Origin of the sequence: Nocardioides endophyticus (assembly GCF_039543845.1) — a bacterium.
Lineage (GTDB): Bacteria > Actinomycetota > Actinomycetes > Propionibacteriales > Nocardioidaceae > Nocardioides > Nocardioides endophyticus.
Genome location: NZ_BAABKN010000019.1, coordinates 1 through 15,023, shown reverse-complemented (window position 1 = coordinate 15,023; position 15,023 = coordinate 1). Strand labels below are relative to the sequence as shown.

Annotated in this window: 20 protein-coding genes; 10 read left to right on the top strand and 10 right to left on the bottom strand. The window is 70.3% G+C overall.

Translation table 11 applies throughout. The features are described 5' to 3' along the window. Position 1 precedes the first annotated feature (1 nt). Together ABEA33_RS14750 and dut are read right to left on the bottom strand one after the other, a co-directional pair. Complete coding sequence (locus ABEA33_RS14750; protein WP_345527569.1) at positions 2-652, bottom strand: DUF3710 domain-containing protein; 651 nt, start codon at positions 650-652, stop codon at positions 2-4. Positions 653-662: 10 nt separating this feature from the next. Further along, positions 663-1,142 (bottom strand): dUTP diphosphatase, encoded by a 480-nt coding sequence (gene dut, locus ABEA33_RS14745; protein WP_345527568.1) that lies wholly within the window; start codon positions 1,140-1,142, stop codon positions 663-665. A gap of 53 nt (positions 1,143-1,195) precedes the next feature. Between dut and ABEA33_RS14740 the strand changes: the two genes are divergently transcribed. Next, on the top strand, positions 1,196-1,678 hold the full coding sequence (locus tag ABEA33_RS14740; protein WP_345527567.1) for a DUF3093 domain-containing protein: 483 nt from the start codon (positions 1,196-1,198) through the stop codon (positions 1,676-1,678). Between the two features lie 41 nt (positions 1,679-1,719). Next, a complete protein-coding gene (locus tag ABEA33_RS14735; protein ID WP_345527566.1) occupies positions 1,720-2,010 on the top strand; it encodes a DUF4235 domain-containing protein in 291 nt (96 codons plus the stop codon). A 57-nt stretch (positions 2,011-2,067) separates the two neighbouring features. Here the strand turns inward: ABEA33_RS14735 and ABEA33_RS14730 are convergent, their stop codons facing one another. The 3 genes from ABEA33_RS14730 to ABEA33_RS14720 all read right to left on the bottom strand — a co-directional run bounded on the left by ABEA33_RS14730 (position 2,068) and on the right by ABEA33_RS14720 (position 4,436). Then, entirely contained in the window at positions 2,068-2,358 is a 291-nt protein-coding gene (locus ABEA33_RS14730; protein WP_345527565.1) for a DUF4193 domain-containing protein, read from the bottom strand. A 156-nt stretch (positions 2,359-2,514) separates the two neighbouring features. Then, the gene (locus ABEA33_RS14725) at positions 2,515-3,351 is read right to left on the bottom strand and encodes an inositol monophosphatase family protein (RefSeq protein WP_345527564.1); all 837 of its coding nucleotides are present in this window, start codon (positions 3,349-3,351) and stop codon (positions 2,515-2,517) included. Then, on the bottom strand, positions 3,348-4,436 hold the full coding sequence (locus tag ABEA33_RS14720; protein WP_345527563.1) for a ferrochelatase: 1,089 nt from the start codon (positions 4,434-4,436) through the stop codon (positions 3,348-3,350). Before ABEA33_RS14720 ends, ABEA33_RS14725 begins: the two co-directional genes overlap by 4 nt. Before the next feature lie 70 nt (positions 4,437-4,506). Here ABEA33_RS14720 and ABEA33_RS14715 point away from each other — a divergent pair, with 70 nt between their 5' ends. Continuing rightward, a complete protein-coding gene (locus ABEA33_RS14715; RefSeq protein ID WP_345527562.1) occupies positions 4,507-5,730 on the top strand; it encodes an MFS transporter in 1,224 nt (407 codons plus the stop codon). Continuing rightward, a complete protein-coding gene (locus ABEA33_RS14710) occupies positions 5,723-7,027 on the top strand; it encodes a D-arabinono-1,4-lactone oxidase (protein WP_345527561.1) in 1,305 nt (434 codons plus the stop codon). The genes ABEA33_RS14715 and ABEA33_RS14710 overlap by 8 nt, the downstream gene beginning before the upstream one ends. A 62-nt stretch (positions 7,028-7,089) precedes the next feature. Here ABEA33_RS14710 and ABEA33_RS14705 read toward each other — a convergent pair whose 3' ends face one another. Then, entirely contained in the window at positions 7,090-7,725 is a 636-nt protein-coding gene (locus ABEA33_RS14705; protein WP_345527560.1) for a trimeric intracellular cation channel family protein, read from the bottom strand. Between the two features lie 197 nt (positions 7,726-7,922). Here ABEA33_RS14705 and sepH point away from each other — a divergent pair, with 197 nt between their 5' ends. Next, complete coding sequence (gene sepH / locus ABEA33_RS14700; protein WP_345527559.1) at positions 7,923-8,912, top strand: septation protein SepH; 990 nt, start codon at positions 7,923-7,925, stop codon at positions 8,910-8,912. On the opposite strand, the gene ABEA33_RS14695 is transcribed toward sepH, so the two are convergent. After that, entirely contained in the window at positions 8,909-9,712 is an 804-nt protein-coding gene (locus ABEA33_RS14695; RefSeq protein WP_345527558.1) for a sulfurtransferase, read from the bottom strand. The two genes, sepH and ABEA33_RS14695, sit on opposite strands and share 4 nt — an antisense overlap. A 20-nt stretch (positions 9,713-9,732) precedes the next feature. Here ABEA33_RS14695 and ABEA33_RS14690 point away from each other — a divergent pair, with 20 nt between their 5' ends. From ABEA33_RS14690 to ABEA33_RS14680, 3 genes are read left to right on the top strand one after another with little or no spacing between them, the layout of a single operon-like run. Beyond that, positions 9,733-10,404: a thymidine kinase gene (locus ABEA33_RS14690; protein ID WP_345527556.1), complete on the top strand. Its 672-nt coding sequence runs from the start codon at positions 9,733-9,735 to the stop codon at positions 10,402-10,404. Positions 10,405-10,447: 43 nt separating this feature from the next. Next, positions 10,448-11,335 (top strand): thymidylate synthase, encoded by an 888-nt coding sequence (gene thyA, locus ABEA33_RS14685; RefSeq protein WP_345527554.1) that lies wholly within the window; start codon positions 10,448-10,450, stop codon positions 11,333-11,335. 4 nt (positions 11,336-11,339) lie between these two features. Further along, complete coding sequence (locus ABEA33_RS14680; RefSeq protein ID WP_345527553.1) at positions 11,340-11,774, top strand: HIT family protein; 435 nt, start codon at positions 11,340-11,342, stop codon at positions 11,772-11,774. Here ABEA33_RS14680 and ABEA33_RS14675 read toward each other — a convergent pair. Both ABEA33_RS14675 and ABEA33_RS14670 read right to left on the bottom strand, forming a co-directional pair. Continuing rightward, a complete protein-coding gene (locus tag ABEA33_RS14675) occupies positions 11,771-12,625 on the bottom strand; it encodes a deoxycytidylate deaminase (RefSeq protein WP_345527552.1) in 855 nt (284 codons plus the stop codon). The genes ABEA33_RS14680 and ABEA33_RS14675 overlap by 4 nt on opposite strands. Then, positions 12,618-13,253 carry an adenylyltransferase/cytidyltransferase family protein gene (locus ABEA33_RS14670; protein ID WP_345527551.1) on the bottom strand — a complete coding sequence of 212 codons (636 nt, stop codon included), beginning with the start codon at positions 13,251-13,253 and terminating at the stop codon, positions 12,618-12,620. Before ABEA33_RS14670 ends, ABEA33_RS14675 begins: the two co-directional genes overlap by 8 nt. 37 nt (positions 13,254-13,290) lie before the next feature. Here ABEA33_RS14670 and ABEA33_RS14665 point away from each other — a divergent pair, with 37 nt between their 5' ends. Continuing rightward, positions 13,291-13,437 carry a hypothetical protein gene (locus ABEA33_RS14665; protein WP_345527550.1) on the top strand — a complete coding sequence of 49 codons (147 nt, stop codon included), beginning with the start codon at positions 13,291-13,293 and terminating at the stop codon, positions 13,435-13,437. 79 nt (positions 13,438-13,516) lie between these two features. On the opposite strand, the gene ABEA33_RS14660 is transcribed toward ABEA33_RS14665, so the two are convergent. Next, positions 13,517-14,218 (bottom strand): SDR family NAD(P)-dependent oxidoreductase, encoded by a 702-nt coding sequence (locus ABEA33_RS14660; protein ID WP_345527549.1) that lies wholly within the window; start codon positions 14,216-14,218, stop codon positions 13,517-13,519. Between the two features lie 94 nt (positions 14,219-14,312). On the opposite strand from ABEA33_RS14660, the gene ABEA33_RS14655 reads away from it, so the two are divergent. Beyond that, positions 14,313-14,918, top strand: coding sequence for a TetR/AcrR family transcriptional regulator (locus ABEA33_RS14655; protein WP_345527547.1), 606 nt, complete (start codon positions 14,313-14,315; stop codon positions 14,916-14,918). The last annotated feature ends 105 nt before the right edge of the window (positions 14,919-15,023 follow it).

The following is a 15,023-nucleotide window of genomic DNA, read 5'->3' as shown; positions in this document are numbered from 1 at the left end:
ACTAGGACTCCCGGCGCGCGAGCTGGTCGCGCGGAGGCAATGTCAGCGGGAGGTCGGCGCCCGACGGCATCGCCACAGCGCCTCGTCGTACGACGGTGGAGGCGATCGCGTCATCCCACGGCCCGGATGAGTCCGGCTCGGTGGCGGCCCGGCCCAGCAGGGTGGCACGCAGCATCCAGCGACCGCCGTTGATGCCGACCACGCGGGACGGCTGGGTGGCGGTCTTGCCGTCCTCGGTGCGGACCGTCAGCTGGCAGTGCAGCTCGGTGCCGTAGCGGCCCTCGCGCTCGCTGGCGGTCCCGCCACGCTGGGCATACTCGGCGGCGATCCGGGGCCGGATCTCCTCCCACAGGTCGCCGCCGCGCGGGGCGGCGAAGGCGCGCAGCTCGACGGCACCATCGGCGCCGGCGAGCATGACGGACTGCACCGCCTCGGTCTCCTCGTCCACCTGGAGCCGGATCTCGAGACCCTCGATGTTGCTCAGCAGCAAGGAGCCGAGGTCGATGCGCTCGGCGGCGGCGGCCTCGTCGACGTCATCGGCGTCCCACGGCCCACCCAGCACAGGCTGGCCGGGCTCCTGCGGAGCTGCCTGCTCGATGTCCTCGTCGACCGGTGCACCGGCAGGCTCGCTGGACTTGCGACGGAACTTCACGCGGACCTACTCACTCTTGCTCGTTGTTGCTCTCTGTTGATCGGAAACCTCCGGTAGAACCGTAGCCCCCGTCACCACGAACGGACTCGGGGAGTGCCTCGACATCCACGAACGCCGCCCGCTCGAATCGCTGGATGACCAGCTGCGCGATCCGGTCGCCTCGTCGCAGCTCGATCGGCTCGCGCGGATCATGGTTGATCAGCATCACCTTGATCTCTCCACGGTAGCCCGCGTCCACAGTGCCCGGGGTGTTCACAATCGAGAGTCCGTGGCGCGCCGCCAGCCCCGAGCGCGGATGCACCAGCGCGACGAACCCCTCGGGCAGCGCGATCGCGACCCCGGTCGGGACCATGGCCCGCTCCCCCGGCGCCAGCGTGACGTCGACCGTGGTCACGAGGTCGGCGCCCGCGTCACCCGGATGGGCGTACGACGGCAGCGGCAGGTCGAGGTCGAGGCGCTGCACGAGGACCTCGAGAGGGGTGTCGTTCACGTCGGCGGACCCTACCGGCAGGCGTCGCGGTCGCCAATGACAGGATTCCACCTGTGAGCCAGACCCCCACCTACAGCGAGCGCCTCGGAGTGCCGCTGCGCTGGTGGGTCCAGGGCACCATGCTGGTCGCCACGCTCTGGCTGGCCGTCGTCGTGGCGCTGCCCGCGGTCGCAGCCTGGATCATCACCGCTGTCGCGATGGCGGTCCTCTCGCTCGGTCTCTGGGCGTACGGCGCCGCGCGGATCACCGTCGACACCGCGACGTTCCGGGCGGGCCGCGCCCACATCGACGTGGCCCACATCGGCGACGCGATCCCCCTCGACGCAGGCCAGACCCGCAGGATCGCCGGCATGGACGCCGACGCCCGGGCCTACCTGCTGCTGCGTCCCTATCTCAAGCGCGCGGTGCGGGTCGAGATCACCGACCCGGCCGACCCGGCGCCGTACTGGCTGGTGTCGACCCGTCGCCCCGAGGAGCTGGCCGACGCACTCGGCGCCCTCTCCCGGCCGTCGAAGGCAGAACCCACCGAGCACTGACCCGCCGAGCACTGAAGACCGGTCGTGGGTACTGTTCCCGCATGGCTGAAGGTGGATCGAAGATGTGGAGCGCGTTCTCGGTGGCGTCCGCACTGGCGGCGGCGGCGCTCGCGAAGAAGGCGGTCGACACGACGTGGACGGTCGCCACCGGCAAGAACCCGCCGGAGAACCCCGCTGACCCCGACGTCGATGTCTGGGAGGCCGTCTCTTGGGCCATCGTGAGCGGCATGGCCGTGGGCCTGGCCCGGATGCTCGCCCAGCGGCGGGCGACGTCGTACTACGTCCGATCGACGGGCCACCTGCCCGGCCAGCTGGCCAAGGACGGCAAGTAGCCCAGGACGCAGCAAGGGCCGCAACCCACCGGGTTGCGGCCCTTCGCTACGTCGCGCTCAGGAGCAGTCATAGCAGATCATGTTCTTGGGGTCTGCCAGCTGGCTGCGGTGGTGCACGAGGAAGCAGCTCATGCAGGTGAACTCGTCCTCCTGCTTCGGCTTCACCTCGATGGCGAGCTCCTCGTTCGAGAGGTCGGCGCCAGGCAGCTCGAAGGACTCAGCCGCCTCCGTCTCGTCCTCGTCGACCTTGCCGGAGTTCTTGTCGTGGCGCCGAGCCTTGAGCTCTTCGATGCTCTCCTCGGACTGGTCCTCTTCGGTCTTGCGCGGTGCGTCGTAGTCAGTCGCCATTCGTCACTCCACTCTGCGAGGCGCCTGGGCGGTGCGCCTCGTGCTTCTTCGTCATCGTCATTCTTGGTCGGCTCGGCGGCCAGATTGTGCACCATGAACCTGCCAAAAGGCACACCCGGTCGGCCTCGCGGAGCGTGAACAGTGGGTGCTCGGCCGCTATTCCCCCGAAACGGGTGAGAATCCGGTGCTTCTGACGACCGCCAGGAGCTCCTCGAAGCCATCCGCCGGAGCGCACACCATCAGGTCCAGCCCGCCGATGCCGGCGGTGACCAGAGTGCTCGCGCCGGCGATGCGAGCGATCAGTCCGGCGGCCGCGTGGTCCCAGAGGTTGACGCCCTCCTCGACGTACCCGTCGAGCCGCCCGTCGGCCACCAGGCAGAGGTCGAGGGCGCACGATCCGAGCCGTCGTACGTCGCGCACCAGCGGGAGCAGCCGGGTCACGGCCTCGGCCTGGAGCACCCGGACCCGTCGGTCGTAGGAGAAGCCGGTCGCGATCAGCCGCTGCGACATCGGGGCCGGCGCCCGCACTGCGACGGGTACGCCGTCGCGGGTGGCGGTCTCGGGGGCGTCGGCGTCCCCGAGGTGGCCGACGTACTCGGTGCGGCCCTGGACGTCGAGGACGACCCCGGCGACGACCTCGCCGTCGCGCTCGGCCGCGATCGAGACGGCGTACTGCGGAATGCCGTAGAGGAAGTTCACGGTCCCGTCGATCGGGTCGACGATCCAGCGCACGCCGGTGCCGCTCGTGACGTCGGCGCCCTCCTCGCCCAAGAAGCCGTCCTCGGGCCGGACCGCCCGGATGTGGGCACGGATCAGCTCCTCGCTGGCGCGGTCGGCCTCAGTGACGACGTCGACGTCGCTGGACTTCGTGGCCGCTACGGTGACGTGGCCGAGGGCGCGCTCGCGGACCAGCTCCCCGGCCGCCCGGGCCGCGGACAGCGCGAGGTCGGCGAGCTCCCTGTTGGAAAGGGCCGCATGGGAAGGGCCGGTCACGAGTCGACGCCCGCCAGTGCCGGGCGCTCGCCGCGGGGGTTGGGGCAGCACCCCACCGCACAGCGGTCCCAGCAGGCGGGCCACGAGCCGGTCGATGCGCGGACGACCTCGTCGCCCCGCTCGACGGCGGCCCGCTCGAGCAGCAGGTCTCGTACGGCCGCGACGAAGCGCGGGTCGAGGCCGGCGGTGGCCGCGCGGCCGGCCGGGAGCCCGAGCTTCTCGGCAGTCGCCATCGCCTCGTTGTCGAGGTCGTAGACGACCTCCATGTGGTCGGACACGAACCCGATCGGCACCATCACCACCCCCGGAGCTCCCTGGGCGTGCAGCTCCTCGAGGTGGTCGTTGACGTCGGGCTCGAGCCACGGAGTCTGCGGGGAGCCGGAGCGCGAGCAGAAGACCAGCTCGTGCGGGTGCCGATGGCCGGTCTCCTGACGCACCCGCTCGACGACCTCCGCCATCACGCTGCGGTGCTGCTCGACGTACGCGCGACCCTCGGGGCCGCTGCCGTCGTTCATGGTGTCCGGGATCGAGTGCGTGACGAACGCCAGGTGCGCGCCCTCGCGTACGGCGTCGGGCAGATCGGCCAGCGCAGCGAGCGTGGCGTCGACGGCCGGCTCGACGAAGCCCGGGTGGTTGAAGTAGAGGCGCAGCTTGTCGAGGACCGGAGCTCCCTCGACCGCGTCCGCTGCGTCGAAGAGGTTCTCGCGGTACTGCCTGCAGGAGGAGTACGACGAGTAGGCGCTGGTCACGAAGCAGGCCGCGCGGGTGACCCCGTCGGCCGCCATCTGCCGGACCGTGTCGGTCAGGTACGGGTCCCAGTTGCGGTTGCCCCAATAGACCGGCAGGTCGAGCCCGGCGCCGGCGAGGTCCTCGCGCAGGGCCGCCAGGAAGGCGCGGTTCTGGTCGTTGATCGGCGACCGGCCACCGAACCCGAAGTAGTGCTGCCCGACCTCCTCGAGCCGCTCGCGCGGGATGCCGCGACCACGGGTGACGTTCTCCAGGAAGGGGACGACGTCCTCGGGCTTCTCCGGGCCGCCGAACGACACCAGCAGGACGGCGTCGTACGGGCTGGGGTCGGGGGTCATGCCAGCCATCCTAGGAAGGGCGTCGCAATGATTCGTCGGCGGTCGGCGGCCACCGATAGCGTCGCTGCTGATGTTCACGTCCTACCGCCGGATCCTGGCTCAGCCCGGCACACTCCGCTTCTCGCTGACCGGCCTGGTCGCCCGGCTGCCGATCTCGATGATCGGTCTGGGCATCGTGCTGCTCGTCTCCGCGGCCACGGGCTCGTACGGCGTCGCGGGGGCGATCTCGGCGGCGTACATGATCTCCAACGCGGGGTTCGCGATCCTCCAGGGTCGCCTGCTCGACCGGCTCGGCCAGGGCAAGGTACTGGCCTCGGCGAGCATCGGCTTCGGGCTCGCCATCTCACTGCTGGTGGTGTCGGTGCAGGAGGACTGGCCGGTCGGCTGGACCTACGTCCTCGCCGCCATCGGGGGTGCGTTCCTCCCCCAGGTCGGCTCGTCGGTGCGGACCCGGTGGTCCCATGTGCTGGACCAACCGGCCGACGTGCAGACGGCCTTCGCGCTGGAGGCGGTGCTCGACGAGGCCGTCTTCATCCTCGGTCCGATCCTGGTCGCCGTGCTCGCGACCGCGTGGCACCCCGTCGCCGGCATCGCTGTCGCGGTGGTCGCCTGCGTCGGTGGCACCCTCGCGTTCAGCGCCCAGACCGCCACGGCCCCGCCTCCGCACCCACGCGACAGCACCTCGGAGTCGCGACCGCCGCTGCCCTGGCGCTCGGTCGTCCCACTCGCCGTCGTATGCGCCTGCCTCGGTGTGCTCTTCGGCGCCGCCGAGGTCACCACCGTCGCCTTCGCCGAGGAGCGCGGCCACAAAGCGGTCTCCGGTGCCCTGCTCGCGCTCTGGGCCTTCGGCAGCCTGGCCGCCGGTGTCATCACCGGTGCGATCCACTGGCGCCGCGGTCCGTCGTTCCGGGTCCGCTGGGGCGCCTTCGCGATGGCCTGCGCCATGGTGCCGCTCTACTTCATCCACTCGCTGCCGCTGATGGGTGCGGTCCTCTTCGTCGCCGGCTTCGCGATAGCCCCGACGATGATCGCCTCGATGTCGCTGACCGAGGCCGTCGTACCGTCCGGCCGGCTGACCGAGGGGATGGCGATCATGCAGACCGGCCTGGTCGCCGGCGTAGCCCCGGGCGCGACGCTCAGCGGTCTCGTCGTCGATCACCAAGGTGCCTCGGCGGCGTACCTCGTCTCGGCGGGTGCCGGCCTGGTCGCGGCCCTCGCCGCCCAGGCGCTCCCTCGGTCCCGGGACCTCGCTCCGACGAAGTTACCGGCGGGTCTACGATCGCGCCGTGACTGAGTGGATCAACTGGTCGGGCATCGAGTCGGCACGACCCGGCAGCATCGAGGACCCGGCCGACACGGCGGCGATCGTCGCCTCGATCGAGCGCGCGCGGGCGGCGGGATCGACCGTGAAGATGGTCGGCACCGGCCACAGCTTCACAGCGATCTCGGCCCCCGAGGCGACCATGCTGCGCCCGACCAACCTGCGCGGCATCCTGTCCGTCGACCGTGAGGCGATGACGGTCACCGCGCTCGCCGGCACCCAGCTCAAGACGCTCAACGCCGGGCTCGCCGCACTCGGCCTCAGCCTGCACAACATGGGCGACATCGACGAGCAGACGCTCGCCGGCGCGACGTCGACCGGCACGCACGGCACCGGCGGTGTGTGGGCCTCGCTCTCGGCCCAGATCGCCGGACTCGAGCTGGTCACGGGCACCGGCGAGGTCATCCGCGCGACGTCCGACGAGCACCCCGAGATCCTCGAGTTCGGCCGGCTCGGCCTGGGCGCCCTCGGCGTACTCACCACCATCACGTTCCGGGTCGAGCCGCTCTTCGTGCTCGAGGCCAACGAGACTCCGATGAGCTGGGACGAGGCGCTCGACGGGTTCGACCAGCGCGTTGCCGAGCACCACCACGTCGACACCTATTGGTTCCCGCACACCGACCGGATGATGACCAAGACCAACGACCGGCTCGACATCGGCGTCGACGAGGCCGAGCCACTGTCGCGGTTCAGCGGCTGGTGGGAGGACGAGTTCCTCTCCAACACCCTCTTCGGGGCGCTCAACCACGTCACCAACCGCTTCCCGGGATCGATCCGTCGGGTCAACCAGGTCTCGAGCCGGATGCTCTCGGCGCGGTCCTACAGCGACGCCGCCCACAAGGTCTTCGTGTCGCCGCGCACCGTGGTCTTCCGGGAGATGGAGTACGCCGTGCCGCGCGAGGCCGGCATCGCCGCGCTGCGCGAGGCCCGGGCCGCTCTCGAGGCCTCGCGCCTCAGCATCACCTTCCCCGTCGAGATCCGGGTGACCCCGGCCGACGACATCCCGATGTCGACCTCGACCGGCCGGGACTCGATGTACCTCGCGTTCCACACTCACCGCGACGCCGACCACCTCGAGTACTTCGCCCTGCTCGAGCCGATCATGCGCGCGCACGACGGGCGCCCGCACTGGGGGAAGGTGCACACGCGTACGGCGGCCGACCTCGCGCCGGCGTACCCCCGCTTCGAGGAGTTCCTCTCCCTGCGCGACCGCCTCGACCCCGACCGGGTCTTCGCCAACCCCTACCTGCGCCGCGTCCTCGGCGCCTAGCAGAGCTCGGGTCGTCCGCCTCTCCGCTAGCAATAGGTGCTTGTGAAGCGGACGACCCGACTTCAGACGCTCGCAGGACCCGTCGGCACCGGCGCCTGCCAGTGCCGCCAGATCGCGACCAGCCGCCAGGTGGTGCAGAAGCCGCCGCCGATCAGAGCGATCGTCCAGTAGCTGAGGTCGGTGTGCGAGAGGGCGACCACGACGATCGAGCCAGCGAGCGCCGGGGTCGCATAGAGCTCCCCGCGGAACACCGCCGGGACGCGTCCGGCGAGGAGGTCGCGCAGCATCCCGCCACCTATCCCGGTGACCATCCCCATCAGCGCCGCCGGCGCGACCCCGAGCCCGTAGTCGAGCGCCTTGAGCGAGCCGGTGACGCAGAAGAGCCCGAGCCCGAACGCGTCGAGCACCGTGACGGAGCGCTCCATCCGGCCGATCGCCGGGTGGTAGACGAACGCCAGCACGCCGGCCAGCACGGGCACCATCAGGTAGCGCCAGTCCTGCAGCGCCGCCGGCGGCGTCGCGCCGATCAGCACGTCGCGCAGGAACCCGCCGCCGAGGCCCGTCGTACCGGCCAGGACGAGGACGCCGAACACGTCCAGGCCCTTGCGGACGGCGACCAACGCGCCGGAGATCGCGAACACGAAGATGCCCGCCAGGTCGAGCACGATCTGGGTGGTGGAGGGATCGGTGGTGGCCACGATCGGACGTTAGTACGTGGGGTTCGGGCGGCGGGTTTCCCCGGCTGCCCGGGGAAACCCGCACGACGCGCCGGAGGCCTACGGTGTGTCGTGCGGCTTTCGGCTGACGAGTGTTGCCGGTGTGACTGGAGTGACTCGGGGACGCGCGGCGGTGCTCCGCTGCCGGTGCCTCCCACTGGCGTAGGCTCGGCCCACCGATGACCGCACCCATCCAGCACCAGACGCACCGGTCCGACCCAGGGACGGCGGCCCAACCTGCCCTGGCGTACCTCAGGCTGGTCGGCGTCAGCGAGGAAGGCACCCGGCTGCGCCTCGTGGACGAGGAGGGTGCGGAGCACGTGCTCGCGGTCGACGACCGTCTGCGAGCAGCAGTGGCACCGAGCACACCCCCGACCAGCCGAGGAATGGAGAAGACGATGGAGAGCACCCTCCGCCCTCGAGACATCCAGGCCCGGATCCGTTCCGGCGAGACGCCCGAGGCGGTCGCGCAGGCGGCCCAGACGTCGGTCGACAAGATCATGGCGTTCGCCGCGCCGGTGCTCGCCGAGCGCCAGCACGTCGCGGAGCGCGCACAGCGTTCGTCGGTACGCCGCAGCGATGCCGGCCAGGCCACGGGTGCCCGCACCCTGGGTGACGCCGTCGCCGCCCAGCTGCGCTCCCACAACATCGACCCGCAGACCGTCGAGTGGGACGCCTGGCGTCGCGAGGACGGCCGCTGGTCGCTCATCGCCGGCTACGACACCCCCGAGCGGTCCGGTGCCGCCGAGCTCACCTTCGACGCCCCCGGCAACTACGTCACGCTCGACAACGAGGACGCCCGCTGGCTGGTCGGCATCGCGATCCCCGTCGCCGACGCTCCCCCGGCCCGGGCCGACGACCTGCAGGCCGCACGCGAGCGCCGCCTCGGCTCGGTCGACGAGCCGACGTACGACGACCAGCTCCCGCTGGGTGATGCCCTCGGCGACGACGCCATCGACCTGGTCACCGAGCAGCCGATGGAGGCGTTCCTCGACACCGAGCCGGCCACCGACGAGCAGGTGGTCGTGCAGGAGGCCGAGCTGCGCGAGGAGGCCACGGACGCCGCGGCCGAGGAGCCCGAGCCGGCGCGCAAGCCCGCCAAGAAGCGCGGCCGCGCCTCCGTCCCGAGCTGGGACGAGATCATGTTCGGCGGCGGCGACAAGGTCTAGGCGACAGGTCGCGACGGATCCGTGATCCAGCCCGACCAGCTGCCCGGGTAGAGCGCCGCCCGGATCCCGGCGATCTCCAGCGCGAGCACGTCGTGGGCGGCGGTGACTCCCGAACCGCAGTAGACGGCCACCTCCTCCGACCCGTCGACCCCCGCCGCGGCGTACAACGCCCGCAGCTCGCCAGCCGAGCGGAACCGCCCGTCGGCGGCCAGGTTGGTCGTCGTCGGCACGTTGACCGCGCCAGGGACGTGGCCGGCGACGGGGTCGACCGGCTCGGTCTCGCCGCGGTAGCGCTCCGGCGCCCGGGCATCGACCAGCACCGGTACGCCGAGCAGGTCGTCGGCCTCCACCACCGGCATGGAGCCCGGCCGCGCCGTGAAGTCGCCGCGGCCCGGCAGCACCGTGCCGGTGTGCACGGCTCCCCCGGCGGCCAGCCAGCCCGCCCACGCGCCGTCGAGCACCCGCACGTCGCTGTGCCCGTGGTGTCGCAGCAGCCACCACGCCCGCCCGGCGGCGAGGCCGGACCAGTCGTCGTAGACGACGACCGTCCGGTCGTCGCGGACGCCGACCCGCCGCATCGCCGCCTCGAAGTCCTCGACGGCCGGCAGCGGGTGTCGGCCCCCGTCGCCCGGAGGCGCCGCCAGGTCGGCGTCGAGATCGACGTACGACGCCCGCGGGATGTGCCCGCGCTCGTACTCGCCGCGGCCTCCCGGCCCGCCCATCCGGTAGCGGACGTCGAGCACGGTCACCTCCCCGATGCGTTCGTGCAGCTCGGTGGCAGAGATCAGTGGGGAGACCATGCGCTTATCTTGCCGAGTCCATGAAAGGATCCCGATCCGTGGCTGAACTGCATTTCTTCACCGGCACCATGGACTCGGGCAAGAGCACGCTCGCGCTCCAGACCAACCACAACCACGCCGCGCGCGGGCGGGTGGGCCGGATCTTCACCAACCACGACAGGTCCGGCGAGGCCCAGCTCTCGAGCCGCCTTGGCCTCACCCACGAAGCGCTCGAGGTCAACCCGGAGTTCGACTTCTGGCGGTACGTCGTCACCACCCTCACCCAGGGCGGACGGGTCGACTACCTCATCTGCGACGAGGCGCAGTTCTACAGCCGCGACCAGATCGACCAGCTGGCGAAGGTCGTCGACGAGCTCCAGATCGACGTCTTCGCGTTCGGCATCCTCACCGACTTCCGCACTCAGCTCTTCGAGGGCAGCCTCCGGCTGATCGAGCTCGCCGACCGGGTCAACGTCCTCCAGGTCGAGGCCCTCTGCTGGTGCGGCAAGCGTGCGACCCACAACGCGCGCACCGAGGACGGGATCATGGTCACCGAGGGCGAGGTCATCGTCGTCGGCGACGTCGAGGACCGCGGTGGTCCCCCGGCCGAGGTCGCCTACGAGGTGCTCTGCCGCCAGCACCACCGCCGCCGGCTCACCGCCGCCCGCGCCAAGGCCGTCAGCCTCGCGCCCGAGCCGCTTCCCTTCGGCTAGCGGCCCCGGGTCCGTGCTCTAGGCTCTGGCCGTGGTTTCGAGAATGGTCGAGTTCAGTCAGAGGACGCCGGACGGCCAGTACGCCGCAGTGCTCCAGCGCATCCTGGATCACGGCGAGTGGTCGGAGACGCGCCAGGGGCCCCGGGCGCTCACCCTGATGCAGCAGACGATGACCTTCGATCTCTCGAACGGGTACCCGGTGATCGTCGATCGGGACATCTCCAGCTTCTGGAGCAAGGCCATCGGCGAGCTGTGCGCCTTCATGAACGGTGCGACCACCGTCGAGGAGCTCGCCTCCTTCGGCTGTGACTGGTGGGCGCCCTGGGCGTCCGAGAAGAAGACCCAGCGGCGTGGCCTCGAGGTCGGCGACCTCGGCCCCGGTTCGTACGGCGGCGCCTTCCACGACTTCCCCGCGGACGGCGAGCCGTTCGACCAGTTCGCCCATCTCGTCGAGCAGCTCCGGCAGTATCCGTCGATCCGGACACACTTCGTGTCACCCTGGATCCCGCAGTACCTCACCCGGGTGGGTACGACGCCGCCACGCGCCACCATCGCTCCGTGCCACGGCTGGGTCCACGTCAGGGTCCTCGGCGGCAGGTTGCACCTGCACATGTTCCAGCGGTCCGGCGACGTACCGGTCGGCGTCCCGTCCAACATGGTCCAGTACTCGGCCCTGATGCTGATGCTGAGCAACCTGACGGGGCTTCCTCCCGCGACGTACTACCACACCATCTCGGACGCTCACATCTACGAGAACCAGGTCGACGCGTCGCGGGAGCTGGCCGCACGAGCGCCGCGGCGGCTGGGCATGATCACGTTGACCGATGAAGGCAAGGCGGTGTCCGACATCCACGACTACCGTGCCGAGCACTTCAGCCTGGTGGAGTACGACCCGCACCCGTCCATGCCGCGAATCCCAGTGGCGGTCTGATCAGTTGAGCAACACTCCCCCGCTCTACAACGTGCAGGCCTCGCGGGATCCAGACCAGCGCGCGTACATGGAGGAGCTCGAGGCGCGGGGAGAGTGCCTGTTCTGCCCTGACTACCTGCTCAACGACACCAGTCAGACCATCGTGCGAGAGACGCCCGGTTGGATCGTCATCCGCAACCGGTATCCCTACTCGGGGACGAGCGAGCACTTGCTCCTGGTCCCTCGGCCACACGTCACCCGGATCACCGATCTCGACGAGGCCACGCAGGCCAGCTTCTGGCAGACGCTCGGCCAGGTGATCGACGACCTCGGCATCACGACGTACTCCATCGGGGCGCGCAACGGCAACCCGGAGCTGACGCGCGCCACCGTGGCGCATGCCCACGTGCATGTCCTGGTGCCGGACGGATCGACACCTCTGCGAATGCGACTCGGCTAGTCGACAGGTGCGGGTTCGCGGCGTACCCAGTGCAGTTCGACTCCGAACGACCGGAGGATCCGGTCACCGGCGAGCTCGGAGTAGGGCGTGTCGAAGTAGCAGACCGACACCCCGGCCTCGCCGATGAGCCGGGCGCAGGTCGGGCACGGGAACGTGGTCACGTAGATCTCGGCACCGCGGAGCGACCGACCCTCGCGCGCAGCCTGGGCGACCAGCGACGCTTCGGCATGCATGGCCGTGGACAGATCCGTGCGCTCGCCCCGGCGGTGCTCGTTGCGAGGGTCGCCGTCGATGTACGGCGCGTGCTCCGTCGGGTGGTGCCGGTTCCACGCCTCGAGCGTCGTACCGTCCGGCAGCCGGACGACGGCGCCCACCTGACGCCACCAGTCCGAGCTCCTCTCGGAGAGCTCCACCGCTCGGCGCATCGACGCACGTACGGCGTCCGGCACGACCGCCATCGGCTCGACGCCGTCGACGGGCTGGGGCTTGCTCCACGCGCGATCCCAGCGGAGGAAGGTCGAGTCCCAGTGGATCTCTCGACCCTCGGCGAGTCCGTAGGCGTCGACGATGGATCGCAGCAGGTCGTCGTCGGGGACCACCAGGTCGTCGCCGCCAACGGCCTGGACGATCTCGGACGGCTCGACTACGCGCGCGCTCAAACCGGTCGCCGCCCGGACGAGGGTCACCGCGAGCCCCGGGGAGACCGCGCGGATCTCCTTCTCGACGGTTCGGTAGTCCTGGGCGAAGCCGCGTCCGACGAGCAGGACCCCGTCGACATCCGTGTGGCGGGCGAAGAAGTCGACATGGCCGGCGTGCAGCACCGGCAGGTAGAGCAGCGCCTGTCTACCCACGATCGTCCTGCACGAAGATGTCGAACGGGCGATCGCCCTCCGTGTGACCGAGCTGCAGCGAGCGGACCCGTCCGCTCGTGCTCACCATGGCCATCCGGGGCAGGACCTGCACCTCGCAGCGGAAGCGCTTCTTCAGCTCAGCCACCTCTTCCGGCGTGTAGGTCTCCGAAGTGACCACCAGGACGTCGGGCCGGACGCTCTTGATCATCGCCCACCGCTTGTGCGCCGGCTCCTTGAGGAACATCGCACCGACCGCACGCTGGTAGGCGAGCATCTTCAGCCGCTCGTCCTCGGGGATCAGCGGCCGGTCCGGGCCCTTGCGCTCCTTGATCTTGGCGTCGCTGTCGACGCCGACGATGAGGAAGTCGCCGTACGAGCGGGCCTCCTGCAGATACATGGAGTGTCCCACGTGCAGCAGGTCGAAGGACCCGCTGGTCATGACGATCCGATAGCCACGATCGCGGACCTTATCGCGCAGCTCCTGAAGCTCCCGAAAGGTGCGGATCCAACGGCGCTTGAAGTTCGGCTCGTCCTCGAACAGCGGCGCCAGCGGGTCGTGCCCGGCGGCGACCTTGCGCTCGCGGGGCGAGAGCGGGAGTGCGAACAGCGAGTCGTTGTCCGAGGTCAAGGGCGCGTCCAAGTCAGCTCTGCCTCGCCATGCCGTCATGCTACTGGGAGCCAGTACGCCGTGGGTGGCCACGCTCGGCGACTCCTCCATCAGCGGGGAGACCGGACGCCGGGCCGGCAGCAGCGGCGGCGGCGGCGACAGCTTCAAGCCCGGCCTCGACTTCGAACTAACGGCGAGACGGTGATGACGCTCAACTGAGAGCGAACGAATGCCCTCTCCGGATCTGAGATCCGCGGCGGACATCCCGCCCATAAGGACGCATGTCACCGGCTTTCGTTCGAGGCGAGGAACGCCACTGCTGAGGCGACTTCCTCGGGGCGCCCGATGCGGCCGATCGGCGTGCTGCCGGCGAGGCCGACCCTGACGGCTGCTGCGTTCTCGTCGCCCACGAGCTGCTCGACGATCGCGGTGTCGATCGAGCCCGGCGAGACGGCGTTGACCCGGATGCCACGACCCTTGAGCTCCGTGGTCCAGGACCGCGCGAGGGTCCGCACCGCCGCTTTGGACGCCGAGTAGACGCTGAATCCTTCGATGCCCTGCTCGGCAGCAGTCGAGGAGCAGAGGATCACCGCGGCTCCGTCGTTCAGCAGTGGGAGCGCCTTCTGCACGGTGAAGACGGTGCCGCGGACGTTGACGTCGAAGATCTGGTCGAAGTGCTGCTCGGTGATGTGTTCGAGGGGCAGCAGCTCTGCGACGGCCGCGTTGGCGAACAGGATGTCCAGTCCGCCCCCGTGAGCTCGAATCGCAGCGAAGAGCCGATCCAGATCGGCGAGGTCGGAGATGTCGCCAGACACCGCAGTGACCGACTGGGCGCCGATCTGTCGTGCAGCTGCGTCGAGCTCGGCCTGACGCCTGCCAGTGATGAAGACGTGCGCGCCTTCCTGCACGAGGCGGTCGGCGGTGGCTCGGCCAATGCCAGTGCCGCCACCGGTGACCAGCGCCACCTTGCCATTGAACTGTCCCATGGGGCGTCCTCTCATTATTCCGTACCGATCGGTACTTAAAGGCACGCTAGCACTATTCAAGACCGATCGGTACAGAACCTGTACGCTGAGACACATGGACAGTGGCGCGGGCACGAAGCCGGGGCGACCGCGAGGGTTCGACGCCGAGGCGGCGCTGGAGCGCGCCACGCGAGTCTTCTGGGAGCAGGGCTACGACGGCGCGAGCCTCGCCGACCTGACCGCGGCGATGGGCATCACCCGCACCAGCATGTACGCGGCCTTCGGCAACAAGGATGAGCTCTTTCGGCTCGCTCTGGAGCGATACACACAGGACGGCACCGAGTACGCCGCCGACGCCCTGGGCCGGCCGACGGCTCGGGAGGTGGCGGAGACGTTCCTGCATGGGGCTGCGCTCGCCAGCACCCGTCCGGGTTATCCACCCGGATGCCTGGGGGTGCAGGGTTCCCTCGCCGCCGGCCCGACTGCGCGCAACGCTCGCGACGCGCTCATCGCCTGGCGCAATGAGGGCGTCACTCACTTGCGCGACCGGTTCCAGCGGGCCGTCGACGAGGGTGACCTGCCCGCGACTGCCACGCCTGTGGATCTGGCCCGCTACGTGATGACCGTGGCGAACGGGATCGCTGTTCAGGCGGTCTCAGGGGCCTCACGCGCGGAACTGGAGAGGGTAGCGACAGCCGCTATGAAGGCTTGGCCTCTTTGACCCGAGGGGCACCCGCTCCAGCCGTGGACGGCGCGGCCCCGGAGGTGCGACGCTCCTATGGTTCGTCAAGCAGTTGGGGCCCCACTTTCGAGGAGCCGGTAGAGG